A 24,689-nucleotide genomic window follows, 5' to 3' on the forward strand; every position below is an offset into this window, starting at 1 on the left:
TTCACTTCACCGTTCGGCGAAGGATGAGCGCCCTTCACCCTCAGGCGTCGGCGTGTCACCAACGGTGAACGTTCCTCGGAGTATCGGCGTTGCGCCGAATGGTCCCGTCACCCGCTGTGCGGGATAGCTCGATCGGGCTATCCGTGCGGATCGCCCGGCCCGGTGGCTCGTTGAGCCCCCTGGAACTGCCGAGCAGAACGGAGGCGGGCGTGGCCGACCTGGATCCACGGACGGGACACCGTCCGGGGGGTACGCCCCGTGACATGGCCGACGAGCCGTGGACGGACGATCCCCGGGAGACCGACGCCCGTGTCACGGATGTCGCAGATGCTGCGGACGTCGCAGGTGTCCCGGCGGATCTCGCCGGTGACCTCGCCCGGGCCTTCGCGGGCCCGGGGGGCACGGCCGCCACCCGGCCGCGGCCGCGGCCCGGGCCGCACCCGGCGCCCGCCGGGCCGGCGGCCGTGCTCCCCGGCCCGGTGCCGCCCGCGCCCGGCCCGGTGAGCGGGGCCACGACCACGCTGCCCGCCCCGGGCGTGGTGCGCGCCGGCCCGGCCGGCGCGGACGAGCCGCGTCCGGACCGGCCCGGCCGGCCGTCGCCGACGCCGCGGCCGGCCGGAGGCGCGGCCGGGCACGAGCCCGAGGTCACCGATCCGGCCGACCACTCCGCCGTCCAGCTGCCGCCGTCGCCGGCGCTGCTCTGCGACGCCGCCGGCATCGTCCTGCACACGAACGCGGCGCTGCGCCGGCTGGCCGGTTCGGCCGACCCGACCGGGATGAAGCTGCCGCAGCTGCTCGTCGGCCCGGACGCCGACGCCCGGCTGGTGCGCGCCGACCGCAGGCTCGCCCGGGTGAAGGTCGTCCGGTGGCCGCAGCCGGACGGGCGCCTGGTCGTACTCCTGACCGCGTTCCCGGACGCCGCCCCCGCCGCGTTCGACGACACGCCCGCGCTGGACCTGGAGCGCGCCACCCGGTCGGGGACCTGGACCTTCGACCTGCAGGCCGGGACCCTCACCCGCAGCGAGGGCCTGGTGGAGCTCTACCGCGTGCTCGGCGTCCGGCCGGACGGCCCGGACGGCCCGATCGAGGGCGAGCAGGTGGAGCGGGTGTGCCGCGCCCTGCAGCGCGGCCCGGACGGCCGGCCCCGGCCCGCGCCGGCCCCGCACGCCGGGCCCGCCGGGCCCGCCGCGCACGCTGCGCACTCTTCGGAGATCCGGCCCGAGGGCGGCGTCGTGCTGTCCTGCCGCACCCGGATCGACCGCACCCCCGGCGGTGCCCCGTTGCGCCTGATCGGGACCGTGCAGGACGTCACCGACCGGCGGCGCGCCGAGTCCAGGGCGCAGCGGTCCGGGCAGCGGTTCGCCGACCTGGTCGCGACGATCACCACCGGCGTCGCGATGCTCGACGGCCGTGGCCGGATCGTGGACGCCAACCCGGCGCTGTGCCAGCTGCTCGACGCGGACCTGGAGACGCTGCGCGGCGTGCCGGCGCGGTCGCTGTCCGCCGACCCGCAGTCCGGGGAGCGGGGCGGGCTGCCGGACTGGCTGCGCGCCCCGTCGCACCCCGAGCCGACCTACCGGATCGAGTCGCTCCCGCTGCTGCGGGCCGACGGCACCCGGGTCGAGTGCGAGGTCGTGGTCAACGCCTCCCCGTCCGACGACGGCCGCCCGTTCTGGCTGCTCGTCGTCACCGACGTCGGGGAACGCCGGCGGGCCGCCGACGTCCTGCACGAGGCCGACACCATCGACCCGCTGACCCGGCTGCCGAACCGGGCCGGCCTGCTGGAGGTCGCCGACCGGCTGCTCGCCGGGCCGGAGGCGCACCGGGTCGCGGTCGTCTGCGGCGACGTCGACGACTTCGCCAGGGTCAACACCGGGCTCGGGCACGAGGCCGGGGACGCCCTGCTGGTCGAGCTGGCCGGGCGGCTGCAGCGCGAGCTGCCGCCGCTGTGCACGGCCGGGCGGCTCTCGGCGGACGAGTTCGCCGTCGTCTGCGCCGACATCGAGGACACCGGCGGTGTCTCCGCGCTCGCCGGGACGGTGGCGGAGCTGCTGCGCGGTTCGGTCACGGTCGGCGGCCGGCCGGTGGCCCTGACGACCTCGGTCGGCGTCGCCACCCGGGACGCGGTGCCGGTCGGCCCGCGCCCGCCGCGCGGCGACGACCTGCTGCGCTCGGCCGAGGTCGCCGTTCACCACGCCAAGCAGCGCGGCCGGGGGACCGTCGCGGTCGCCGACCGCGGGACCGTCGCACCGGAGCTGCGCCAGCTCGAGCTGGAGGCGGAGCTGCGGGCGGCGATCGAGTCCGACGCGCTGCGGCTGGAGTACCAGCCGGTCGTCGGCCCGGACGGCACGGTGCTCTCGGCCGAGGCGCTGCTGCGCTGGTCGCACCCGGTGCACGGCGAGGTGTCCCCGGGCGAGTTCCTGCCGGTCGCCCAGCGCAGCGGGCTGCAGCGGGACCTGGACGTGTGGGTCCTGCGCACCGCGACCACCGAGGCGGCGACCTGGCCGCAGCACTGGCAGCGGATCGCCGTCGCGGTGAACCTGGCCGGCCTGCTGCCGGCCGACCCGGCGTTCCTCGACGAGGTGAGCGCCGCCGTCGAGCGGGCCGGGCTGGGCTGGGACCAGCTGGTGCTCGAACTGGTGGAGACCAGCCTCGTCTCGCTCCCCGCCCCGGCGCTGGACGCGATGAGCGAGCTGGTGCGCCGCGGCGTCCGGTTCGCCGTCGACGACTTCGGCACCGGCTACTCCTCGCTCGCCCGGCTCAAGGAGCTCCCGGCGCAGACGGTCAAGGTCGACCGTGCGTTCGTCACCGGGGTCGGTACCGACCCGGCGGACTTCGCGCTGGCCAGGGCGGTCGTCGAGGTCGCACGGGCGATGGGGCGGGCCACGGTCGCCGAGGGCGTCGAGACCGCGGAGCAGTTCCACGTGCTGCGCGGGATCGGGGTCAACGCCTTCCAGGGCTGGCTGTTCGCCCGCTCGCTGCGCCCGGACGACCTGCACCGGGTGCTGCGCGGCGGCGGCCTGCCCACCCCGGCGACCTCGACCCCGGACGGCGGGCCCCCCGGCGCCTGGTGAGGCGGTGGCCGGCCCCCGGTCCGGACACGTGTCCGGCGATCGGGGACCGGGTCGCCGGGCGCCCCCGTTCGGGTTACTGTGCTCCGACATCGCGGCCCTTCCTCAGGGCCGCGCGCCGAAGGCAGGGGGAGCCGGCGATGATCGAGTTCCGGGGCGTCACGAAGCGCTTCCCGGACGGGACGGTCGCGGTCGACGAGTTGGACCTCGTCGCGGAGCAGGGGCGGATCACGGTCTTCGTGGGTCCGTCCGGCTGCGGCAAGACGACCTCCCTCCGCATGATCAACAGGATGGTCGAGCCGACCGAGGGCGCGCTGCGGGTGGACGGGCAGGACGTGCTCGCCGCGGACCCCGCCGAGCTGCGCCGCGGGATCGGCTACGTGATCCAGCAGGCCGGGCTGTTCCCGCACCGCACGATCGTCGACAACATCGCGACGGTGCCGATGCTCGTCGGGAGCGGCAAGAAGGCGGCCCGGGACCGGGCGATGGAGCTGATGGAGACCGTCGGCCTCGACACGTCGATGGCCCGCCGCTACCCGACCCAGCTCTCCGGTGGCCAGCAGCAGCGGGTCGGCGTGGCCAGGGCGCTCGCCGCGGACCCGCCGGTGCTGCTGATGGACGAGCCGTTCTCCGCGGTGGACCCGGTGGTCCGGGAGAGCCTGCAGGACGAGCTGCTCCGGCTGCAGTCCGAGCTGGGCAAGACCATCGTGTTCGTCACCCACGACATCGACGAGGCGATCAAGCTCGGCGACCGGGTCGCGGTGTTCCGGGTCGGCGGCAAGCTGGCCCAGTACGACGAGCCGGGCGTGCTGCTGTCCCGCCCGGTGGACGACTTCGTCGACAACTTCGTCGGCCGGGACCGGGGCTACCGCGGTCTGGGCTTCCTGACCTCCGACGCCATCCCGCTCGGCTCGCTGGACATGCGGTCGGTCGGGGACCCGCTGCCGTCGGCGGGCTGGTCGCTGGTCGTCGACGCGACCGCCCGCCCGCTGGGCTGGGTCGAGGCCGGCGACGGCGTCGTCACCGACGGCGCGATCGTCCCCGGCGGCACGCTGTACGCGGTCGGCTCGGGCTCGCTGCGCGGTGCGCTCGACGCGGCGCTGTCCTCGCCGTCCGGCCAGGGCGTCGCCGTCGACGCCGAGGGCCGGGTCGCCGGGTCGGTCACGGCCGACGACGTGCTGGCGGCGCTGCCCGCCGCGCGCGACGACTCCGCCGCGTAGGGCCGGGCCATGGACTGGGTCTTCCGCAACCTCGATCTCGTGCTGGAGCTGACCGGCCAGCACGCGGTGTTCTCGCTGGTCCCGGTGCTGCTGGGGCTGGTGCTGGCGATCCCGCTCGGCTGGCTGGCCAACCGCCGGTCCTGGGGCCGGACGCTGACGCTCAACGCGGCCGGGTTCCTCTACACGCTGCCGTCGCTGGCGTTGTTCGTCTTCCTGCCGCCGATCCTCGGCACCCGGATCCTGGACACGACCAACGTGATCGTCGCGCTCACGGTCTACGTGCTGGCCCTGCTGGTGCGCACGGTCGCCGACGCGCTCTCCGCGGTCCCGCCGAAGATCGTCGACTCGGCGACGGCGATGGGCTACCGCCCGGTCCGCCGGTTCGTCTCGGTCGAGCTGCCGATGGCCGTGCCGGTGATCGTCGCCGGGCTGCGGGTCGCGTCGGTGAGCACGATCAGCCTGGTGACGGTCGGCTCGGTGATCGGCTTCGGCGGCCTCGGCAAGATGTTCACCGAGGGCTTCCAGCGGGAGATCCCGCAGCAGACGATCGCGGGCATCGTGCTGGTGCTGCTGCTCGCGGTGGTGATCGACGCGCTGCTGGTGCTCCTGGGGCGGCTGCCCACCCCGTGGGAGCGGGCGGGCCAGCGGGCCAGGGCGGGAGCGACGACATGACCTACCTCGGCTGGCTGTTCGACGGTGCGAACTGGGCGGGCCCGGAGGGGATCCTGGTCCGGCTCGCCGAGCACCTCGGCTACACCGCACTGACCATGCTGATCGCGATGGTGATCGCGCTGCCGCTGGGTGCCTGGATCGGGCACACCGGTCGCGGCGGGTTCGTCGTCGTCGGGCTGGCGAACGCGCTGCGCGCGCTGCCGACGCTGGGCCTGCTGGTCCTGCTGTTCCTGCTCGTCGGGCTGGGCCTGCTCGGCCCGCTCATCGCGCTGGTGATCATGGCGATCCCGCCGCTGCTCGCCGGCGCCTACTCCGGGGTGCGCAACGTCGACCCGGCGGTGGTGGACGCCGCCCGCGGCGTCGGCATGCGCGGCCCCGAGGTACTGGCCAAGGTCGAGCTGCCGAACGCGCTGCCGCTGATCATCGGCGGCATCCGGAGCGCGACCCTGCAGGTCATCTCGACGGCGACGGTCGCGGCCTACGTCGGCATCGGCGGGCTCGGCCGGTTCATCATCGACGGCCTGGGCCAGCGCGACTTCGGTGCGATGATCGGCGGCTCGATCCTGGTCGCCCTGCTCGCCGTCGTCGCGGACCTGGTGCTGGGCGGGCTGCAGCGACTGATCGTCTCGCCCGGCCTGCGTGCCGGTGCGGCGGCGGCGCCACCGGCCGGAACCGGTGGCCGACGGCTGCGGGTGCTCCGCGGCGGACGCGACACGGAGGCGAGCGCGGCGTGAAGAAGCTGGTGACACTGCTGGTCGTGGCGGCGTTCGCGCTGGCCGGCTGCGGCGGCGACCCGCTCGCGGGCTCGGACACCGATCCCGACGTCGTCGCGATCGGCTCCGGGAACTTCACCGAGTCCCAGCTGCTGGCCGAGGTCTACGCGATCGCCCTGCGCGACGCCGGGGTGCAGGTCGAGGACCCGGTGGCGATCGGCTCCCGGGAGGCGTACTTCCCGGCGCTGCAGGACGGCTCGGTCGACCTGATCCCGGACTACTCCGGCGCGCTGCTGACCTACCTCGACGAGGAGTCCACGGCCGTCGAGCCGGACGACGTGTACACCGCGCTGCAGCAGGCCCTGCCGCCGGAACTGCTGCTCGGCCGGATGTCGGAGGCCGAGAACAAGGACGCGGTCGTCGTCACCCGGGAGACCGCCACCCGGCTGAACCTGCGCTCGATCGCCGACCTGGCGCCGCACTGCCCGGAGCTGACCTTCGGCGGGGGCCCGGAGTTCCGGACCAGGACCGACGGCATCCCCGGCCTGGCGAAGAACTACGGCTGTGCGTTCAAGGACTACCGGTCGCTGGACTCGGGCGGCCCGCTGACCGTCGCCGCCCTGGAGGGCGACGACGTGCAGGCGGCGAACCTGTTCACCACCGACCCGGCCCTCCCGCAGAACGACTTCGTGCCGCTGGCGGACCCGAAGGAGAACTTCGCCGCGCAGAACGTCGTGCCGGTGATGGCACAGCGCAAGGCGACGCCACAGGTGCGTGCGGTGCTCGACCGGATCTCCGGCGAGCTCTCCACCGAGGAGCTGCTCGCGATGAACGCCGAGGCGGCGGGGCCGGACAAGCCGGCCCTGCGCACCGTGGCCGCCGACTGGCTGGAGCGCAGGGGCATCACCGCCGGCAGCGGCGCGTGAGGCCCGGGCTCAGGGCAGCCGCGAGTACACGTCGGTGACCAGCAGGACGGCGAACAGCACCGACGAGATCCCCAGGATCCCGTTGGACAGCCAGCCGTTGCGCCCCTCCCTGGCCACCAGGTTCGTGTTCAGCAGGAGCATCAGCGTGATCGCCAGGAACGGCATGAAGAACGACCCGAGCACGCCGTAGACCAGGGTGAGGGCGAACGGCCGGTCGAACAGCAGCAGGACCATCGGCGGGAAGGTCAGCCACAGCAGGTAGAAGCGGAACGGCAGCGACTTCTCCGCCCGCGCCGCCTCGTAGACCCCGGCACGCCCGGGGCCGTCGGCGCGCTCGGCCGTGGCCGCGGTGTGCTCCTCGCCCGTGACGACCGCGTCGCCCTCGCCGGGGCCGATCGCCGTCCGCCGGCCGTGCGGGAGCCGGATCGCGCGCACCCAGTCGGTGAACAGCAGCGAGACGCCGTTCCACACGCCGAGCAGCGAGGTGAAGGTGACCGACAGGAAGCCGATCAGGAACACGATCCGCACCGCGGGGCCGTACAGCTCACCGAGCCGGTCGGCCAGGGTCAGCAGGCCGGAGTCGGACTCGGTGAGGTTCTGGCCCAGCAGCACCGTCGAGCCGACGACCAGCATCGACACCACGAAGATGCCGGTCATGATGTAGCCGGTCGCGTTGTCGAGCCGCATCATCGACAGCCACTTCGGGCCCTTCCAGCCCTTCGCGAACAGCCAGTAGCCGTAGGCGGCCATGGTGATCGTGCCGCCGACCCCGCCGATCAGGCCCAGCACGTACACCGTCGAGCCCGGGGGCAGCGTCGGCCGCAGGCCGGCGACGAGCGCCCCGAGGTCCGGGCCCACCAGGAACGCCACGAACACCACGGAGAAGAACTTCACGACCACCAGGACGGTCATGAACTTCTCGAAGACGTGGTAGCGCTGCAGCCACACCAGCACCACGCCGGCCAGGCCGGCGAGCATCGCCCAGTACCGCACCTGCAGCCCACCGAACAGCGCGTTCAGCGGCAGCCCGACGGCCGACATCGCCGTCGCGCCGTAGACGAACCCCCACACCACGATGTACACGCCGAAGAAGCCGGTCGCCCAGTACCCGAGCCGCCGCCAGCCGTCGAGCATGGTGGCGCCGGACGCCAGGTGCCAGCGGCCGACGGCCTCGCCGAGCGCCAGCTTCACCAGTGTGCCGACGAGGGCGGCCCACAGCAGGGCGGTGCCGTAGCTGGCACCGGCCACCATCGTCGCGACGAGGTCACCGGCGCCGACGCCGGTCGCCGCGGCGAGCAGCCCCGGCCCGATGGAGCGGATCTTCGCCGCCCCGGTCGGTGGTTCGAGGAAGTCGGTCTGCGGACCGGGGGAGGCCATGGTCACACTCCGAATCACGACGCCGGGCTCGGGACGGCGGCTGCCTGCGGCCGACCGTCTGCCGCACGTTAGGCCAGGCGGGGGTGCCGTTCCAGCGCGGCCGGGTCACGACTGCGCCGCCCGGGTCGTCCGTTCGCGGCGGCAACGGTCACGCTCGCCGAGCGTTGCGCCGGGTCACCGCGCGGCTCACCATGGTGACGACCACACCGGCCGATAGATTCCGGCACGGCGTCCGACGAGTCCGGACGCCACGTACGCACGGGGAGTGGCATGGCGAACATCGACGAGATCCGCGCCGGGATCGGACGGGCCAACCAGCAGGCCACCGAGAGCCTGGGCGCGCTGCGGCACGCCCGGCAGGCGATCGAGGAGGCCGGGGCGGCCTTCTCGCAGAACATCTACGGCACCGCCCAGAACGACGCGGACGACGCCCGCGCCCGGTTCGGCGCCGCGTCGGAGAAGATCGACGAGGTCGAGCAGGCCCTGCACATCGCGATGCAGGCCGCCGACGACGTCGCCTCCCGGCTCTGACGCCCCGCACCTGATGCCCCGCCGTCGCGACCGGATCCGCACCGCCTTCACCCACTTCCACGCCGCGGCCTCCGCCGCGATCGGTGCCGCCGAGGTCCGGCGGGACCGGGCGGCGGTGGCGCACGCGGAGGCGATGGCGGAACTCTGGCTGCGCGAGACCGGGTACGACGCGGCCCAGCAGGACCCGGGACTGGCCGCGGTGCTGGCGAACCCGCGGCTGGCCGGGGTGCTCGCCCGGGTCGCCGAGGACCGCGCCCACGCCTTCGACGGCTGGCAGGGCGACTCGCCGCAGGCGCTGTCGGACATCGTCACGACCGCGGCGCCCGGTGCCGCCGGGGACGACCCGGCCGAGTGGAAGGCGGTGGCCGGGTGCGCGGAGGCCGTCGGTGACGTCCCCGAGATGTGGGCGCTCGGCACCGGGTCGGTCGAGGGCGGCGCGCCGTTCCGGGTGGCCGTCCCGCTGCTGGACGGGGCCCACCTGCAGGTCGTGTCGTCGCCGCGGAGCCGGGAACGGGCCGAGGCGATGGTGGAGCAGCTGGTGCTGCGGCTGCTGCGGCACTACCGGCCCGGGGTGGTGAACGTGCACGTCTGGGACGTCGGCCAGCTCGCCGGTGCGCTGCCCGGGCTCTACCCGCTGACCCGTACCGGCCTGCTCACCGTGCACGACCCGACCCGGCTGGAGGCGTTGCTGTCCCTGCTCGCGGACCGGATCCGCCGGGTGCAGACCAGGGTGCTGGCCGCGGGCTGCGCGTCGCTGGCCGAGCTGGCCGGTGAGACCGGCAAGCGGCCCGAGTCCTGGATGGTCGCGGTGCTGGTCGGCAACGGGCACGAGCTGCCCGAGGCGGAGCTGCGCCAGCTGCAGCGGGTGGCCCGCGGCGGGATCGCGGCCGGTGTCGTGCTGGTGCTGCTCGACGTGCCGGTGGCGTTGCGGCACCCGGTCGAGTCGGTCGACTTCGGCGACCCGCCCGGGGTCGATCCGGAGGACCCGTCGGCGCCGGTGCCGGTGCGGACGTCGCTGACCGGGCCGCACGTGCTGGTCGAGCCGGACCCACCGGTCGGCACCGACGACGTCACCAGGATCGCCACCGCGATCGCCGCGGCGCACGAGGAGTGGCGTGGCCGGCTCGGGGCGTTCGCCGACCTGCTGCCGGCCGGGCCGGACCGCGGCCGGGACCGCTCGCACCAGGGCCTGGTCACCGAGATCGGCTTCTCCGACGGGATGCCCTCGGAGCTGGTCCTCGACGACCACTCCCCGCACGCACTGGTCGGCGGGCCCAGCGGATCGGGCAAGACGAACCTGCTGCTGGCCTGGATCTCCGGGCTCGCCGCGCGGTACGGGCCGGACGAGGTCGAGCTGTACCTGCTCGACTTCAAGGAGGGGGTGTCGTTCACCCAGTTCGCCCCGGACCCGGACGGGCACCGCCGCGACCGGCTCCCGCAGGCCAGGCTGATCGGCGTCAACATCAACACCGACCGGGAGTTCGGGCTGGCCCTGCTGCGGCACCTGGCCGACGTCATGCGCTCGCGCGCGGAGCTGGCCCGCCGCTACGGCGCCACGAAGATCGCCGAGCTGCGGGCGGAGCTCGCCGACCGCGGCGTCACCGGGCGGGAGACCCGGCTGCCACGGATCGTCGCGGTGATCGACGAGTTCCAGTTCCTGTTCACCGGGCGGGACGCCGTCAGCGCCGAGGCGACCGCGCTGCTGGAGGACGTCGCCCGGCGCGGCCGCTCGCAGGGCGTGCACCTGGTGCTGGCCAGCCAGGACATCTCCGGGATCGACGCGCTGTGGGGCCGGTCGGCGATCTTCGAGCAGTTCGTGCTGCGGATCGCGTTGCCCAGGGCCCGGCGGATCCTGGCCCAGGACAACGAGGCGGCGCTGCAGATCCCGCGCTGGCACGCCGTGGTGAACCACGACTCCGGCGTCGAGCACGGCAACCGGGTGGTCCGGGTCCCCGAGGCCGGTGCGGCCCTGGTGCGCGAGGTGCAGCGGACCGCCTTCGGGATGTTCCCCGGCGAGCCGGAGCCGGTCGTCCTCGACGGTGCCCGTGCCCCCGCGCACGACGCGCTGCTGGCCCGGCTGCCCGCCGACGGCGTCCCGCGGGCGCTCGTCGGCCAGTTCGTCGACGTGCACGGCAGCCCCGCCGCGGCCGGGCTCGGCGCCGGGCCGGGCCGCAACCTGGGCGTGGTCGGGCCGGACGCGCGGGTCGCCGTCCCGCTGCTGAGCGCGGCGGTGGAGTCCTACCTCGCCGGGGCCGGGCCGGGCGCCGGCCGGGTCGTGCTGGTCCCGCTGGCCGCCGACGCGGCGGTGGAGTCCGGTGCGCTGGCGGACCGGCTGTCCGCGGGCGGCCACGAGGTGGACGCCGTCGGTGCCGACGGGTTCGCCGGCCGGGTCCGCGAGCTGGCGGCCACCGTCCGGGACCGGGCCGCGTCGGGCGACGGTGGCCGGTCGGTGGCGGTCGTGCTGTTCGGTGCGGACGCCGCCGAGGCGATGCTCGACCGGACCGGCACCGAGGACCTGCGGGCGGTGCTGCGGCACGGACCGGGCGTCGGGGTGCACGTGTTCGGCTGGTGGCAGGGCGCGCAGCGGCTCAAGACCCTGCTCGCGCCGCCGGGGGCCGCGATCGACGACCTCGGCGCCTGGATCGCGACCGGGGTGCAGGGTGCGGACCTGACCGGGCTGCTCGGCGGCCAGCCGCTGGACTGGATGCCGACGCCGGGCCGCGGCCTGTTCCTCGACCGGTCCCGGCACTCGCGTCCGCAGCTGGTGATCCTGACCGACCGTGGAGGTGGCCGGTGAACGCCCCGGAGCGTTACCGCGAGGTGGTGGCCCGGCTGGCCGGGGCCGTGGTCGAGCTGCGGGAGCGTGACGCCGAGCGGGCCGCCGAGCTGCGCCGGGTGCTCCGCCGGACCGAGCAGGAGCTGCGCGGCTCGGCCGACACGCTGATGCTGGCCCGCGGCATGTACGAGCTGCGCTGGGAGGCGGCCCTGCAGGTGATGTGGTCGGCCGAGGAGCCGGGCAAGCCCCGGCCCCGGCCGGACCACCGGGCCGACCCGGCCCGGCACGCCGAGCTGGAGCGGGAGGCGGACGAGGCCCTCGACGCGCTCCGCGCGTCCGGGGACCGCCGGTTCTTCCGGCTCCGCAACCGCGACGCCTGACCGGCCACGCTCGCGCTCCCGGACCCCGGCCGGCACGACCGCCCGCGCCGGATCAGCCCAGCGGGATCACGCCGAGCACGATCGCCGTCGCCAGCATCACCAGCGAGCAGACCGCCGCCCGCCAGATCACCTTCCGGTGGTGGTCGGCGAGGTTCACCTTCGCCAGCGAGACCAGCAGCAGCAGCGCCGGGACCAGCGGGCTGGTCATGTGCACCGGCTGCCCCACGATCGACGCGCGGGCCATCTCGACCGGCTCGATGCCGTAGTGCCCGGCCGCCTCGGTGAGGATCGGCAGGATGCCGAAGTAGAACGCGTCGTTGGTGAGGAAGAACGTCAGCGGCATGCTCAGCACGCCGGTGATCACGGCGAACCAGCTGCCGATCGACGGCGGCACCGCCGCGACGATCCCGTTCGCCATCGCCGTCACCATGCCGGTCCCGGACAGCACCCCGACCAGCACGGCGGCGGCGAACACCATCGCGACGACCGCGACGATCGACGACGAGTGCGACGTCACCGCCCGCAGCTGGTCCTCCGGCCGCGGGAAGTTCACGACCAGCGCGATCGCGGTGGCGACCACGAACACCAGCGCCAGCGGCAGGACGTCCATGCCCAGCAGCACCAGCAGGGCCGCGGTCAGCGCCAGGTTGAACCAGATCAGCTTCGGGCGCAGGGTCGGCCGGTCCGGGTCGAGGATGTCGCCCGGCCCGCCGTCCGCGCCGCCGGCGCCGCCACCGGTGCCGTGGTTCGCGCCGCCGGCGCCGCCACCGGTGCCGTGGTCCGCGCCGCCGTCGTCGCCGCCACCGGCCCCGGCCATCGCCGGCTCCAGCTCGTGCGCGACGACCTGCAGGGTGCGCCCGGAGGCGAGCAGCCGCCTGCGCTCGGAGCGGCCGAGGAACCACGCCAGCACCAGCACGGTGAGGATGCCCGCCACGATGCCCGGGACCATCGGGTTGAACAGCTCCGAGGGCGACACGTTCAGCACGGTCGCGGCCCGGACGGTGGGGCCGCCCCACGGCAGGATGTTGAGCACGCCGTTCGCCAGGTTCGCGACGACCGTCAGCACCACCGGGCTCAGGCCCAGCCGCAGGTAGATCGGCAGCAACGCCGACACGGTGATGATGAAGGTGGTCGACCCGTCACCGTCGAGGGAGACGACGCCCGCCAGCACCGCGGTCAGCACGACCAGCCGGACCGGGTCGTTGTCCACGGTGCGCAGCACGAACCGGATCAGCGGGTCGAACAGCCCGACGTCGATCATCGTGCCGAAGAAGATGATCGCGAAGAACAGCAGGACCGCGGTCGGCGCGAAGTCCGACACCGCGGTCATGATCGAGTCGACCACGCCCTCCTCGCCCGGCTCGGCGAGCCCCGTACCGACGGTGACCAGCGCGAACGTCAGCGGTACGAGGACCAGGGCCAGGACCGGCGCGAGCCGCTTCGACAGGATCAGGTACATGAAGACCGCGATCATCGCGGCTCCGAGAACGATGAGCATCGGCGCTCCTCCTGCTGTGGTGGCAGGGAGGAACGCTAGGCGCCGGATTGCGTCGAGCCACGGTTGCGGACACAGCCCTCGCAGTGGTCACAGCGTGCGCTGCGGTCATAGTGTTCACCCGCCGGGCGGGCTCACTCGTCGTCGGCCTCGTCGCGGGCCAGGAAGCTGGACAGCCGTTCGACGGCCGTCTCGAACTGGGGGTTCAGGTCGACGAAGGCCCGCAGCCGGTCGGCGAGCCACTCGACACTGACCTGCTCGTCGCCGCGCCGGTCGACGAGCTCCTCGATCCCGCGGTCGGTGAAGTACACGGGGGGAGCCTAACCACCCCGCCCACCCCGCACTCATGGAGCTTCGGACCGGCGTGGCCGTGCTTATGCTCCATGAGTCGTGCCTGGTTCGGGGTCGGTGGGGCGTCAGGGACACGAGTGGCCGGCTGGAGGGGGCACCGATGGGGTCGGGTGTGGTCGTCGGGCCGCCGCTGGCGGTGGCGCTCGTGGTGCTGGTCGCGCTGGCCGCGGCCGCCGCGGCGCTCGGGGGCACCGGGACGGCGTGGTCCTCGGCGACGGCGGTGGCCCGGGCGGTGCTGCAGCTCGGGCTCGTCGCGCTGGTGCTGCTCGCGCTGGTCCGCAGCTGGTGGGGGACGGTCGCGTTCGTCGTGCTGATGGTGCTCGTCGCGGCGGTCACCTCCGGGCGGCGGATCACCGGTGCGCGCGGCGGCCCCGGGCGGCCGGGCGCCGCCGGGACCCGTCGACGGTGGGGCGGTGCCGCCGGGCGGGCCGGGCTCGTGGCGGGGGCGGCGATCCTCGCCGGGGTGGTGCCGGTGCTCGTCGTCGTCCTGGGCAGCGGGGCGGTGCCGTTCGCCGGGATCGCGGTCGTCCCGGTCGCCGGGATCGTGATCGGCGGGGCGATGACGGCGACGTCGCTGGCCGGCCGCCGGGCACTCGACGAGCTGGGTGCACGGCACGGCGAGTACGAGGCGGCTCTCGCACTCGGCCTGCTCCCGCGGGACGCCGTGCTGCTCGTCGTGCGCCCGACCGCGGGCCAGGCGCTGGTGCCCGCGCTGGACCAGACCCGCACGGTCGGGCTGGTCACGCTGCCCGGCGCGTTCGTCGGGGTGCTGCTCGGCAGCGGCGACCCGGTCCAGGCCGCCGCGGCCCAGCTCCTGGTGCTGGCCGGCCTGCTCGCCGCCGAGACGGTCGCGGCGCTGGTCGTGGTCGAGCTGGTCGCGAGGGGCCGGATCCGGCGCCCGGTCCCGGCCCGGTAGCGCGCGGCGGCCCGCGCCGAGGGGGACGGGAGCGGGCCCGGGGGACCGGGAGACCCCGCCGGTCCGCATCTCGGCACGGAGGGCCCGGGGCGGTCGGCGCACCACGGCACCGGCGCCCGGTGGCGGGAGCCCGGGGGACGGCCGCCCCGCGCGCCGCAGCAGGACGTCCCCGACGACGGAACGGCCGGGTGCGGGACGAACCCGCACCCGGCCGTTCCGGGGAGATCAGGCGGTCAGGACTTCGCGAACGCCTTGTCGATCAGCTCGGCCTGCTCGACCTCGTGCACCTTCGACGACCCGGCGGCCGGCGCGGCCATCCGCCGCCGCGAGACCCGGGTGAACCGGCCCTGCAGCTGCGGGAGCTTCTGCGGCAGCTCCAGCCCGTAGTACGGCCACGAGCCCTGGTTGGCCGGCTCCTCCTGGACCCAGCGGACGTCCTGGGCGTCGGGGTAGCGCTCGAGGATCTCGGCGATCTGCTCGAGCGGCATCGGGTACAGCTGCTCGACGCGGACCAGCGCCGTGTTCTCGACCGCGGAGTCGCCGTTCTTGCGGCGCTTCTCCTTCGCCGCGGCGAGCTCCCAGTAGATCTTGCCGCTGCAGAACAGCACCCGGTCGACCCCGGAGACCGGCCCGGACGTGCCGGCGTGCTCCGGGTCGTCGATGACCGGGCGGAACCGGCCCTCGGTGAAGTCCGACAGCGGGCTGACGACCTGCTTGGCCCGCAGCATCCACTTCGGGGTGAAGACGACCAGCGGCCGCCGGACCCCGTCGAGGGTGTGCTGGCGCAGCAGGTGGAAGTAGTTCGCCGGGTCCGACGGCAGCGCGACCGTCATCGAGCCCTCGGCGCACAGCTGCAGGAACCGCTCGATGCGCCCGGAGCTGTGGTCCGGGCCCTGGCCCTCCAGGCCGTGCGGCAGCAGCAGCGCGACGTCGGACAGCTGGCCCCACTTCGCCTCACCGGAGGAGATGAACTCGTCGATGATCGACTGGGCGCCGTTGACGAAGTCGCCGAACTGGCCCTCCCAGAGCACCAGCGCCTCGGGGTTGGCGACCGAGTAGCCGTACTCGAAGCCGACCGCGGCGAACTCCGACAGCGCCGAGTCGTAGGCCAGGAACTTCGACTGCCCCTCGGCCAGGTTCCGCAGCGGGACGTACTCCGCACCGGTGCGCCGGTCGATCAGCACCGAGTGCCGCTGCACGAACGTGCCGCGCCGGGAGTCCTGGCCGGACAGCCGCACCAGCCGGCCGTCCATCGCCAGCGAGCCCATGGCGAGCAGCTCGGCGAAGGCCCAGTCCACGTTGCCCTCGCGGGACATCGTGTAGCGCTTGCGCAGCACCGGCTCGACGCGCTTGTGCACCTCGAAGCCGTCGGGCAGCGTCTCGTGCACGTCGCCGATCCGGTGCAGGACCTCCAGCGGGATGGAGGTGTCCAGGTCCGACGGGACCTGCTGCACGTCCTCGATCGACGGCGAGATCACCGGCGGGGTCCGCTCCAGCTCGCGCACCTCGTTGAAGACGTGCTCCAGCTGGTTGGAGAAGTCCTTGAGGGCCTGCTCGGCCTCCTCGACGGTGATGTCCCCGCGGCCGATCAGCGACTCGGTGTAGATCTTCCGGACGCTGCGCTTGCCGTCGATGATGTCGTACATCGAGGGCTGGGTCATCGAGGGGTCGTCGCCCTCGTTGTGCCCGCGGCGGCGGTAGCAGATCATGTCGATGACGACGTCGTTGTTCCAGCGCTGCCGGTACTCGACGGCCAGCTTGGCGACCCAGACGCAGGCCTCCGGGTCGTCGCCGTTCGCGTGGAAGACCGGGGCGTCGATCATCTTCGCCACGTCGGTGCAGTACTGCGACGAGCGCGAGTGCTCCGGCGCGGTGGTGAACCCGACCTGGTTGTTGACCACGACGTGCACGGTGCCGCCGGTGCGGTAGCCGCGCAGCAGCGCCAGGTTCAGCGTCTCCGCGACCACGCCCTGCCCGGCGAACGCCGCGTCGCCGTGCATGAGCACCGGCATCACGGTGAAGCCGCCGTCGCCCTTGTCCAGGATGTCCTGCTTGGCCCGGACGATGCCCTCGAGCACCGGGTCCACGGCCTCCAGGTGCGAGGGGTTCGCGGTCAGCGACACGGTGGTCTCGCCGTCGCCGAACATCCGGAAGTACTTGCCCTCGGCGCCCAGGTGGTACTTCACGTCGCCGGAGCCGTGCGCCTGGCCCGGGTCGAGGTTGCCCTCGAACTCGCGGAAGATCTGGCTGATCGGCTTGCCGACGATGTTGGCCAGCACGTTGAGCCGGCCGCGGTGCGGCATGCCGATGACGACCTCGTCGAGCTCGCTCTCGGCGGCCTTGTCCAGCACGGCGTCCAGCAGCGGGATGACGGTCTCGCCGCCCTCCAGCGAGAACCGCTTCTGCCCGACGTACTTCGTCTGCAGGAAGGTCTCGAACGCCTCGGCCGCGTTCAGCCGCGAAAGGATGTACTTCTGCTCGCTCTGGTCCGGCTTCTGGTGCGGGATCTCGATCCGCTCCTCGAGCCACTTGCGCTGCTCGGGATCGGCGATGTGCATGTACTCGATGCCGATGGTGCGGCAGTAAGAGTTGCGCAGCAGGCCGAGCACGTCGCGCAGCTTCATGTGGCTCTGGCCGCCGAACCCGCCGACCGCGAAGTCGCGGTCCAGGTCCCACAGGGTCAGCCCGTGGCTGAGCACGTCCAGGTCGGGGTGGCGGCGCTGGCGGTAGTTCAGCGGGTCGGTGTCGGCCATCAGGTGGCCGCGGGTCCGGTAGGACTCGATCAGCTCGAGCACCCGCGCGGTCTTGTCGACCTCGCCCTCGGGGAAGTCCTTGACCCAGCGGATCGGCTCGTAGGGGACCCGCAGCGACGCGAAGATCTCGTCGTAGAAGCCCTCCTCGCCGAGCAGCAGGTTGTGCACCCGGCGCAGGAAGTCGCCGGACTCGGCGCCCTGGATGATCCGGTGGTCGTAGGTCGAGGTCAGCGTGATGATCTTGGAGATGCCGAGCTCGGTCAGCCGCTCCTCGGACGCACCCTGGAACGCGGCCGGGTACTCCATCGCGCCGACGCCGACGATCGTGCCCTGGCCGACGGACAGCCGCGGCACCGAGTGGTTGGTGCCCAGCGTGCCCGGGTTGGTGAGGCTGATCGTGGTGCCGGCGAAGTCGTCGGCGGTGAGCTTGCCGTCCCGGGCCTTGCGGACCATGCCCTCGTAGGCCGCCCAGAACTGGGCGAAGGACATGACCTCGCAGCCCTTGATCGAGACGACGATCAGGGTGCGGCTGCCGTCCTTGCCCGGCATGTCCATCGCCAGGCCGAGGTTGACGTGCTCCGGCGTGGCGACCGAGGGCTTGCCGTCGACCTCGGCGAAGTGCCGGTTCATGTTCGGGAAGTCGGCCAGCGCCTTGACCAGCGCGAAGCCGATCAGGTGGGTGAACGACAGCTTCCCGCCGCGGGTCCGCTTCAGGTGGTTGTTGATGACGATGCGGTTGTCGGCCAGCAGCTTGGCCGGGACCGCGCGGACGCTGGTCGCGGTCGGCAGCCCGAGGGACGCGGTCATGTTCTTGGCGATGGCGTTCGCCGCACCGCGCAACGGGGCGGAGGTCGCGCCGCCACCGTCCTGCGCGGGCTTGGCGGCCTTCGAGGCGCTGCCGGCCGCGGGCTTCGCGGCGGGGCGGGTGCGCTCGTCGGCGGGCGGGGTCTCGGCCTTCGGCGTCACCGGCGGCGGGACGTCGCGCGCCGAACCGGTCGCGCGGCCACCGGCGCGGGAGCCGTTCTCGACCGCCTTCTGCGACGGCGCCGACGACGACCGCGCCGTCGCGCCGCCCGTGGCGGCTGGGCTGTCCTTGTCGTCCTCGGTGGCCGACCCGCGGGTCACCCCGCCGGGCTCCGCCTTCGGCGCGGACCCGTTGCCGGTGGCGGAGGTGCCGCCGTCCGCGGTGCTCTCGCCGTTCTCGGCGGGCTCGTGCGCGGCGGGCTTCTCACCGCCGCCGCCGTAGTCGGCGAAGAACTCGTGCCAGGCCGGGTCCACGGCCGACGGGTCCTCCTGGAAGCGCTGGTACATCTCCTCGACGAGCCACTCGTTGGGACCGAAGTCGCTCGCCGGATGGGAGGTACTGCTCGATGACACTCTGCGTCAACCGCCTTGGTAGCTGCTCGATTTGTCGCGACCGCGTACCAGGTTAGTCCCCTCCGTACGACGGGCGGCAGTGTGCCGGGTCCCAATTCGTGACCTCGTCGTGATCGGAGGGGCAGAATCGGTTCACCCGCACGATTCAGAAACCGGGCGGCGATCCGAGCACGTCGACGACCGACGTCGAGACCGTCGTCTCGGCGATCACGGTGCCCACCGGCGGGCCGACCCGCGCCGGGCGGCGGACGGTGTCCCGCTCCCCGGCGTACTGGCCGTCGACCGGGGAGACGAGCAGTTCGGAGCGGACCGGGCCGTCGTCGTGCACCAGGGTCGGGTACCGCTCGCCGTCGAGGTCGGTGGCCTCGCCGACGCTCACGGTGGGGAGGTCGCGCAGTGTGGCGTAGATCACGGCGCGCAGGTCGGCGGGCACCCGGCAGGTGCGCAGCGCGTCGACGGCGCTCTGGAACGGGCCGGTGTAGCCGCGGCCGGGCGGGCTCTCGTCGATCAGCCGGCCCAGCAGTTCGGCCGGGTCGCGCGGCAGTGCGAGCAGGAACGGCAGCGTCGGGTTGGACCACGAGCCGGGCCGGGCGGCGGGCAGGTGCCCGTTCAGGTCGGCGTAGAAGTCGCCGTGCGGGGCCCGGAAGCGCCCGGTCGGCCACTGGTCGGCGATCCGGAAGCCCTCCTCGACGGCGCGCGCGCCGTCCCCGCACAGCCAGCGGACCTGGCCGGTCAGCTCCCGGTCGAGCAGCCAGTCCTCGGCGGGGTCGACCGGCGTCCACTGCTGGAGCAGGTGCTCGGAGTAGTGCACGCACAGCTCGTCGGAGACGAAGACCGTGCCCATCCACCAGGCGTGCGTCGCCGTGTGGCGGTACTGCCCCGGGGAGATCGGCTCGTCGGAGGTCCGGATGGCCTGCTCCAGCAAGTCGGTGCTCCTCCTCGTTGTGTCACCGCGCCCGTGCGGAGGTTGCCTCCGGCGCGGTGACCGTGGACGACCTCACACATTCTGTACGCCCGGCGATACGCGTGGTGACGCGACCCCCGTCACTGCGCCGAACGGCGCAGCTCGGGTACGGGCACCCGGAGGTCAGGGCTACGGCGCCGCGCGGAGCCCGGATCCGCGCGGCGGCCGGGGCCGCTCAGGAGATCCAGGACTTGAGCTTCGAGAACATCTCCGAGGTCTCGCCGGAGGCCGTCATCGGGTTCACGTGCAGGTGGGTGATCCCGTTCTCGCGCAGCGCGGCGATCCGCTCGCGGACGTGCCCCTCCGGTCCGATCAGGGTGACCTTGTCGATGAAGTCCTCGGGGAGGGCGGCCATCGCCTCCTCCTTCTTCCCGTCCAGGTAGAGGTCCTGGACGGCCTTCGCCGCGTCCGGGTAGCCCTGCTTGGCGAACACCGTGTTGTAGAAGTTCCTGCCGCGGGCGCCCATCCCGCCGATGTAGAGCGCGTAGAGCCCGCGCGCGGCCTGGCGGGCCGGGGCGAACATCTCCTCCTCCAGGGCGCAGATCCCGCCGCCGGTGATCTGCAGCGGTCCCAGCTCCGGGGCCCGGCGGGCGTAGCCGGCCCGCAGTGACGGGCCGAAGACGTCCTGGATCTTCTCCGGCAGCACGACGTGCGGCAGCCAGCCGTTCGCCAGCTCGGCCGTCATCTCCAGGTTCTTCTCGCCGAGTGCGGCCACCCAGACCGGGATGTCCGGCCGCCGCGGGTGGTTGATGATCTTCAACGGCTTGCCGAGACCGGTGCCGCTGCCCTCGGGGAGCGGGATCGGGTACAGGCCCTCGTTGGTGAGCTTCTCCTCGCGCCGCCAGACCCGGCGGCAGATCTCGATGATCTCCCGGGTGCGCCCGACCGGCTTGTCGTAGGGGACGCCGTGGAACCCCTCGATCACCTGCGGCCCGGACGCGCCGAGACCGAGGGTGAAGCGGCCGCCGGAGAGCGCGTCCAGGCCGGCCGCCGTCATCGCGGTGAGGGCCGGTGTGCGCGAGTAGATCGGCAGGATCGCCGAGCCGATCTCGAGCCGCTCGGTGCGGGCGGCGAGGTAGCCGAGCAGCGACACGGCGTCGAAGCTGTACGCCTCGGCGGCCCAGACCATGTCGAGGCCGGCGCGCTCCATCTCGGTGACCGCGTCCGCGTTGCGGATCGGGTCGTCGCCGTAGGGGAGGATCGTGGAGAGTTTCACTCCCCGTTCAGTAGTCGTAAGTTACCGACGGGTCAAGTGCGCGGGCGGTCGAACCCGAAGCCCGATAGGGGGGTTAGCCGCACTGCCCGACGGGTACGTCCGGAGGTCTCATGGAGCCATGACGCTCGAGGCCGCTCCGCCCACTCCCGCTCCCGAGAAGCGGGCGCCAGCACCGATCACCGAGGGCACCCGCCCGCCCGGTGCCGTCTTCCTGATCGGCGTGTTCGTCACGCTGCCGACGCTGGCGCTGCTCGCCGCGATCCCGCTCGCCTGGGGCTGGGGGCTCGGCTGGGTCGACGTCGCGCTGTTCGCGGTGTTCTACGTGATCAGCGGGCTCGGCGTGACCGTCGGCTTCCACCGGTACTTCACGCACGGCTCGTTCAAGGCGAACCGCGCGCTGCGGATCGCACTGGCGGTCGCCGGCAGCATCTCGCTGCAGGGCAGCGTCCTCGACTGGGTCGGTGACCACCGCCGCCACCACGCCTTCTCCGACAAGGAGGGCGACCCGCACTCGCCGTGGCTCTACGGCACCGGCCCGCGGGCGCTGGTCAAGGGCTTCGTGCACGCGCACTTCGGCTGGCTGTTCGACCGCGACCTCACCAACATGAAGCGGTTCGCGCCGGACCTGCTGGAGGACGCCGACATCAAGCGGGTCGACAAGGCCTTCCCGCTGATCGTCGTGGGCAGCCTGCTCGGCCCGGCACTCATCGGCGGTCTGGTGACGATGTCCTGGTGGGGCGCGTTCACCGCGTTCTTCTGGGCCGGCCTGGTCCGGGTCGCGCTGCTGCACCACGTCACCTGGTCGATCAACTCGATCTGCCACATCTGGGGCGAGCGGCCGTTCGCCTCGCGGGACAAGTCCGCGAACGTCTGGTGGCTGGCGGTGCTCTCCTTCGGCGAGTCCTGGCACAACCTGCACCACGCCGACCCGACCTGCGCCCGGCACGGCGTGAAGAAGGGCCAGATCGACATCTCGGCCATCGTCATCCGGGGCTTCGAGAAGGCGGGCTGGGCGACCAACGTCCGCTGGCCCACCACCCGGCGGCTGGAGAAGCTCGCCGCCAAGAAGCAGGCCGCTGCTGCCTGACCCCCCTCGCGTCCACGACGGCCCCCGCACCGCACCGGTGCGGGGGCCTCGTCGTGTCCGGGGTCAGCGGCGACGGCCCCGGCGGCCCTGCGGGCGCGACCCGGCCCGCCTCGCGGGGGCCGGTGGCGTCGCCGCGGCCGCCCGCGCGGGGGTGCGGGAGCTGTTCACCGTGCGCCCGCGGACGATCCCGATGAACTGCTCCATCAGGTCGGTCGTCCGGTCCTCCGGCCAGGTGAGGACGACGCCCGACTCCGGCGCGCCGGTCAGCGGGCGGTAGGTGAGGTCGCGGCGGTGGTGCAGCCGCGCCAGTGACTGGGGGACGACGAGCAGCCCGATGCCCGCGGCGACGAGCTCGACCGCCTCCGCCGTCGTCGCGACCGCGGCCGCGGGGGCGACGCCCGGGGGGCCGTCCGGCCAGGTGAGCCCGGTGTCCGGCGGGTCCAGGACGACCTCGCCGGTCAGGTCGGCGACGGCGACCTCGTCGACCGCGGTGACGACGTGGTCCTTCCCGGCGACGACGACGGTGGTCTCGGTGTAGAGCGGTATCGCGTGCAGCCCGTCCCGGTCGATCGGCAGCCGGACCAGCCCGGCGTCCACGGTGCCGGCGCGCACGGCGGGCTCGGCGCCCGCGACGTCCAGCGCGACGAGGTCCAGCGGCACGTCCGGCAGCCGCTCGGCCCAGGTCCGGGCCCACTTGGCGGGCGTGACGCCCGGGACGTAGCCGAGCCTGAAGGATGCGGCGTCGCCCGGGTCGGTCACCGGGCCAGGTTATTCCGCCGGTGCCCGGGTCCCCGGCCGCCCCTCGTACCCTGGCGCGATGACGTCGCAGAAGTCCACCCAGACGATGAAGCCCGCGACGGCGGCGAAGAAGCTCGGTGTCTACCTCGAGGCCACGCCCGCCGAGTTCCGGGACGGGGTGATCTCGCGCGACGAGCTCAACGCCCTGCAGGCCGATCCGCCGGAGTGGCTGCGCGAGCTGCGCCGCACCGGGCCGCACCCGCGCCCGGTCGTCGCCGACCGCCTCGGGGTGTCGATCTCCGGACTGGCCAGGGCCGGGATCACCGAGCCGCTGACCACCGAGCAGATCGCGGCCCTGAAGGAGGAGCAGCCGGAGTGGCTGCGCCAGGAGCGCAACACCCGGGCCGAGACGCAGCGCGAGACCGACCGGCTGAAGGGCGCGCAGGCTCCGAAGAAGTAGCAGTAGTAACGAGGACCGGAACGGTCCTCGTCCGGTGCCATCGTCGTGCCCATGACGACGTTCGTGCTGGTTCCCGGATTCTGGCTCGGCCCCTGGGCGTGGGACGAGGTGGCGGGCGACCTGCGCTCCCGCGGCCACGAGGTGACGGCGGTCGGGCTGGGCCACGCACCGGGTGACACCGCGGAGTCCCATGTGGAGGACGTGCTCGACGCCCTCCCCGGTGCCGGTGGCCCCGTCGTACTCGTCGGGCACAGCGGCGGCGGCCCGGTCTGCGCCGCGGCCGCCGAGCGGGCCAGGGACCGGGTCGCGCACCTGGTGTTCGTCGACACCGGCCCGCTGCCCGACGGCGTCGCCCAGGTCGACTTCACCGGGCCCGCGGCGCAGGAGCGGATCCGGGCCGCCATCACGGCGCACGGCACGGGGCAGCCGATGCCGGACCGCGACGGGTTCGCGGCACTCGGGACGAGCACCGAGGGCATCCCGGACGCGCTGTTCGAGCAGGTCCGGGCGCGCTCGGAGGTCGAGCCCGCCGGGGTCGTGCTGACCGGGGTGCGGCGCGGCACGCCCGATCCGACGCTGCCGAAGACCGTCGTGGCCTGCAGCTTCGCCCCGGACGACGTGCGCGGTGCGATCGAGGCCGGGGTGCCGGGCTTCGCCGGGATGGACGGGCCGGAGTGGGCGTTCACGGCGCTGCCGACCGGGCACTGGCCGATGTTCTCCGAGCCGCGGCGGCTCGCAGAGATCCTGCACGCGCTGGCGTAGCGCGTATCGCAAGAAGTCTTGTTAAAGATGTCTTGCGCAAGATACCTTGCCATCATGTCCGAGAACCGCGCATCGCTGACGGATCCGGCCCAGCTGCGGGCGCTGTCGCACCCGCTGCGGATCGCGATCGTCAACCTCCTGACGCTGGAGCGCTCCGCGACGGCGACCCGCTGTGCCGAGATCACCGGCGAGAGCGTGGCCAGCTGCTCCTACCACCTGTCGATCCTGGCGAAGTACGGCTTCGTCGAGCCGGCCGACGGCGGGCGCGGCCGGGAGAAGCCGTGGCGCCTGGTGCACGACGGGCACTCCTGGTCGGTGGAGGACGGCATGGAGCCGGAGGCGGCGATGGCCGTCGAGGCGCTGTCGGAGGTCTTCATCGACGACACGGCGGCCCGGATCAAGCGCTGGAACCGGCGGCTCGGCCAGGAGCCGGAGCAGTGGCGCCGCGCCGCGAGCTCGTGGAACACCGTCACCTGGCTCACGGCGGCGGAGCTGCGCGACATGACCGCGGAGTTCCAGGCGCTCGTCGCGCGCTACGCGGACCGTCGCCGGGACCCGTCGACCGCACCGCCGGGCGCCCGGCCGGTCGAGATGTTCCTCGCCGCGTGGCTGCCCCGCCCGATCGGGGAGATCGTGCCGGAGGACCCGTCGTGAACGGGGAGATCGCCGCGATGCTCGCCCGGGCCCGGATGCACGAGCTGCACGCCGAGGCCGACCGGCACCGCCGGTGCCGCCGGTCGCGGCCCGCGGGATCGGCGGTGCACCGGTGGTACGCCCGGCTGTGGTGGGCGGCCCGTCCCCGTGCCGCCGTGTGGGCCCCGGCACTGCTCGGTAACTGACCGCCGACACGACGACGCCCGGGCCGGCGGACCGGTCCCGGGCGTCGTGCGCGCGTCAGCGGATG

At 73.8% G+C, this 24,689-nt stretch carries 21 protein-coding genes; 14 read left to right on the forward strand and 7 right to left on the reverse strand.

The genetic code is table 11. The annotated features are described in order from the left end of the window. The first annotated feature begins 263 nt into the window (after positions 1 to 263). The 5 genes from AFB00_RS16480 (at position 264) to AFB00_RS16500 (ending at position 6,602) form a co-directional block, all read left to right on the forward strand. Positions 264 to 3,074 (forward strand): putative bifunctional diguanylate cyclase/phosphodiesterase, encoded by a 2,811-nt coding sequence (locus AFB00_RS16480; protein ID WP_083275567.1) that lies wholly within the window; start codon positions 264 to 266, stop codon positions 3,072 to 3,074. A 137-nt stretch (positions 3,075 to 3,211) separates the two neighbouring features. Continuing rightward, a complete protein-coding gene (locus tag AFB00_RS16485; protein WP_068797976.1) occupies positions 3,212 to 4,291 on the forward strand; it encodes an ABC transporter ATP-binding protein in 1,080 nt (359 codons plus the stop codon). Positions 4,292 to 4,300: 9 nt separating this feature from the next. Continuing rightward, the gene (locus AFB00_RS16490; protein WP_068797977.1) at positions 4,301 to 4,963 is read left to right on the forward strand and encodes an ABC transporter permease; all 663 of its coding nucleotides are present in this window, start codon (positions 4,301 to 4,303) and stop codon (positions 4,961 to 4,963) included. Next, positions 4,960 to 5,697, forward strand: a complete 738-nt coding sequence (locus AFB00_RS16495; protein WP_068797978.1) for an ABC transporter permease — start codon at positions 4,960 to 4,962, stop codon at positions 5,695 to 5,697. The genes AFB00_RS16490 and AFB00_RS16495 overlap by 4 nt, the downstream gene beginning before the upstream one ends. Then, positions 5,694 to 6,602 (forward strand): ABC transporter substrate-binding protein, encoded by a 909-nt coding sequence (locus tag AFB00_RS16500; RefSeq protein ID WP_068797979.1) that lies wholly within the window; start codon positions 5,694 to 5,696, stop codon positions 6,600 to 6,602. Before AFB00_RS16495 ends, AFB00_RS16500 begins: the two co-directional genes overlap by 4 nt. 9 nt (positions 6,603 to 6,611) lie before the next feature. On the opposite strand, the gene AFB00_RS16505 is transcribed toward AFB00_RS16500, so the two are convergent. Continuing rightward, positions 6,612 to 7,979 (reverse strand): Nramp family divalent metal transporter, encoded by a 1,368-nt coding sequence (locus AFB00_RS16505; protein WP_068797980.1) that lies wholly within the window; start codon positions 7,977 to 7,979, stop codon positions 6,612 to 6,614. A 270-nt stretch (positions 7,980 to 8,249) separates the two neighbouring features. Here AFB00_RS16505 and AFB00_RS16510 point away from each other — a divergent pair, with 270 nt between their 5' ends. Genes AFB00_RS16510 through AFB00_RS16520 form a run of 3 tightly spaced genes read left to right on the forward strand, consistent with a single transcriptional unit; the run spans position 8,250 to position 11,666 of the window. Beyond that, on the forward strand, positions 8,250 to 8,510 hold the full coding sequence (locus tag AFB00_RS16510; RefSeq protein ID WP_068797981.1) for a hypothetical protein: 261 nt from the start codon (positions 8,250 to 8,252) through the stop codon (positions 8,508 to 8,510). Positions 8,511 to 8,523: 13 nt separating this feature from the next. Beyond that, entirely contained in the window at positions 8,524 to 11,307 is a 2,784-nt protein-coding gene (locus AFB00_RS16515) for an FtsK/SpoIIIE domain-containing protein (protein ID WP_068797982.1), read from the forward strand. Continuing rightward, a complete protein-coding gene (locus tag AFB00_RS16520; RefSeq protein WP_068797983.1) occupies positions 11,304 to 11,666 on the forward strand; it encodes a hypothetical protein in 363 nt (120 codons plus the stop codon). Before AFB00_RS16515 ends, AFB00_RS16520 begins: the two co-directional genes overlap by 4 nt. 52 nt (positions 11,667 to 11,718) lie before the next feature. Here AFB00_RS16520 and AFB00_RS16525 read toward each other — a convergent pair whose 3' ends face one another. Together AFB00_RS16525 and AFB00_RS34085 are read right to left on the reverse strand one after the other, a co-directional pair. Next, positions 11,719 to 13,164, reverse strand: coding sequence for a CitMHS family transporter (locus tag AFB00_RS16525; RefSeq protein WP_068797984.1), 1,446 nt, complete (start codon positions 13,162 to 13,164; stop codon positions 11,719 to 11,721). Positions 13,165 to 13,295: 131 nt separating this feature from the next. After that, positions 13,296 to 13,472, reverse strand: a complete 177-nt coding sequence (locus tag AFB00_RS34085; RefSeq protein WP_197519556.1) for a DUF6104 family protein — start codon at positions 13,470 to 13,472, stop codon at positions 13,296 to 13,298. A 140-nt stretch (positions 13,473 to 13,612) separates the two neighbouring features. Between AFB00_RS34085 and AFB00_RS16530 the strand changes: the two genes are divergently transcribed. Next, complete coding sequence (locus AFB00_RS16530; protein WP_068797985.1) at positions 13,613 to 14,428, forward strand: ABC transporter permease; 816 nt, start codon at positions 13,613 to 13,615, stop codon at positions 14,426 to 14,428. Between the two features lie 233 nt (positions 14,429 to 14,661). On the opposite strand, the gene AFB00_RS16535 is transcribed toward AFB00_RS16530, so the two are convergent. The 3 genes from AFB00_RS16535 to AFB00_RS16545 all read right to left on the reverse strand — a co-directional run bounded on the left by AFB00_RS16535 (position 14,662) and on the right by AFB00_RS16545 (position 20,738). Beyond that, positions 14,662 to 18,492, reverse strand: a complete 3,831-nt coding sequence (locus AFB00_RS16535) for a multifunctional oxoglutarate decarboxylase/oxoglutarate dehydrogenase thiamine pyrophosphate-binding subunit/dihydrolipoyllysine-residue succinyltransferase subunit (RefSeq protein ID WP_068800377.1) — start codon at positions 18,490 to 18,492, stop codon at positions 14,662 to 14,664. A 211-nt stretch (positions 18,493 to 18,703) separates the two neighbouring features. Beyond that, positions 18,704 to 19,483 carry a hypothetical protein gene (locus tag AFB00_RS16540; protein WP_083275570.1) on the reverse strand — a complete coding sequence of 260 codons (780 nt, stop codon included), beginning with the start codon at positions 19,481 to 19,483 and terminating at the stop codon, positions 18,704 to 18,706. A 214-nt stretch (positions 19,484 to 19,697) separates the two neighbouring features. Further along, a complete protein-coding gene (locus AFB00_RS16545; protein ID WP_068797986.1) occupies positions 19,698 to 20,738 on the reverse strand; it encodes an LLM class F420-dependent oxidoreductase in 1,041 nt (346 codons plus the stop codon). 118 nt (positions 20,739 to 20,856) lie between these two features. Between AFB00_RS16545 and AFB00_RS16550 the strand changes: the two genes are divergently transcribed. Then, positions 20,857 to 21,825 (forward strand): acyl-CoA desaturase, encoded by a 969-nt coding sequence (locus AFB00_RS16550; protein WP_068797987.1) that lies wholly within the window; start codon positions 20,857 to 20,859, stop codon positions 21,823 to 21,825. 63 nt (positions 21,826 to 21,888) lie between these two features. On the opposite strand, the gene AFB00_RS16555 is transcribed toward AFB00_RS16550, so the two are convergent. Continuing rightward, positions 21,889 to 22,584: a LysR substrate-binding domain-containing protein gene (locus AFB00_RS16555; RefSeq protein ID WP_068797988.1), complete on the reverse strand. Its 696-nt coding sequence runs from the start codon at positions 22,582 to 22,584 to the stop codon at positions 21,889 to 21,891. A 58-nt stretch (positions 22,585 to 22,642) separates the two neighbouring features. Between AFB00_RS16555 and AFB00_RS16560 the strand changes: the two genes are divergently transcribed. The 4 genes from AFB00_RS16560 to AFB00_RS16575 are packed head-to-tail and all read left to right on the forward strand — an operon-like array spanning position 22,643 to position 24,624. Next, positions 22,643 to 23,023, forward strand: a complete 381-nt coding sequence (locus tag AFB00_RS16560) for a DUF5997 family protein (protein WP_068797989.1) — start codon at positions 22,643 to 22,645, stop codon at positions 23,021 to 23,023. Between the two features lie 51 nt (positions 23,024 to 23,074). Beyond that, entirely contained in the window at positions 23,075 to 23,785 is a 711-nt protein-coding gene (locus AFB00_RS16565) for an alpha/beta fold hydrolase (protein WP_068797990.1), read from the forward strand. A 54-nt stretch (positions 23,786 to 23,839) separates the two neighbouring features. Further along, a complete protein-coding gene (locus AFB00_RS16570; protein ID WP_068797991.1) occupies positions 23,840 to 24,439 on the forward strand; it encodes an ArsR/SmtB family transcription factor in 600 nt (199 codons plus the stop codon). Continuing rightward, complete coding sequence (locus AFB00_RS16575) at positions 24,436 to 24,624, forward strand: hypothetical protein (protein ID WP_068797992.1); 189 nt, start codon at positions 24,436 to 24,438, stop codon at positions 24,622 to 24,624. Before AFB00_RS16570 ends, AFB00_RS16575 begins: the two co-directional genes overlap by 4 nt. Positions 24,625 to 24,689 lie beyond the last annotated feature (65 nt).

Source organism: Pseudonocardia sp. HH130630-07 (assembly GCF_001698125.1).
Lineage (GTDB): Bacteria > Actinomycetota > Actinomycetes > Mycobacteriales > Pseudonocardiaceae > Pseudonocardia.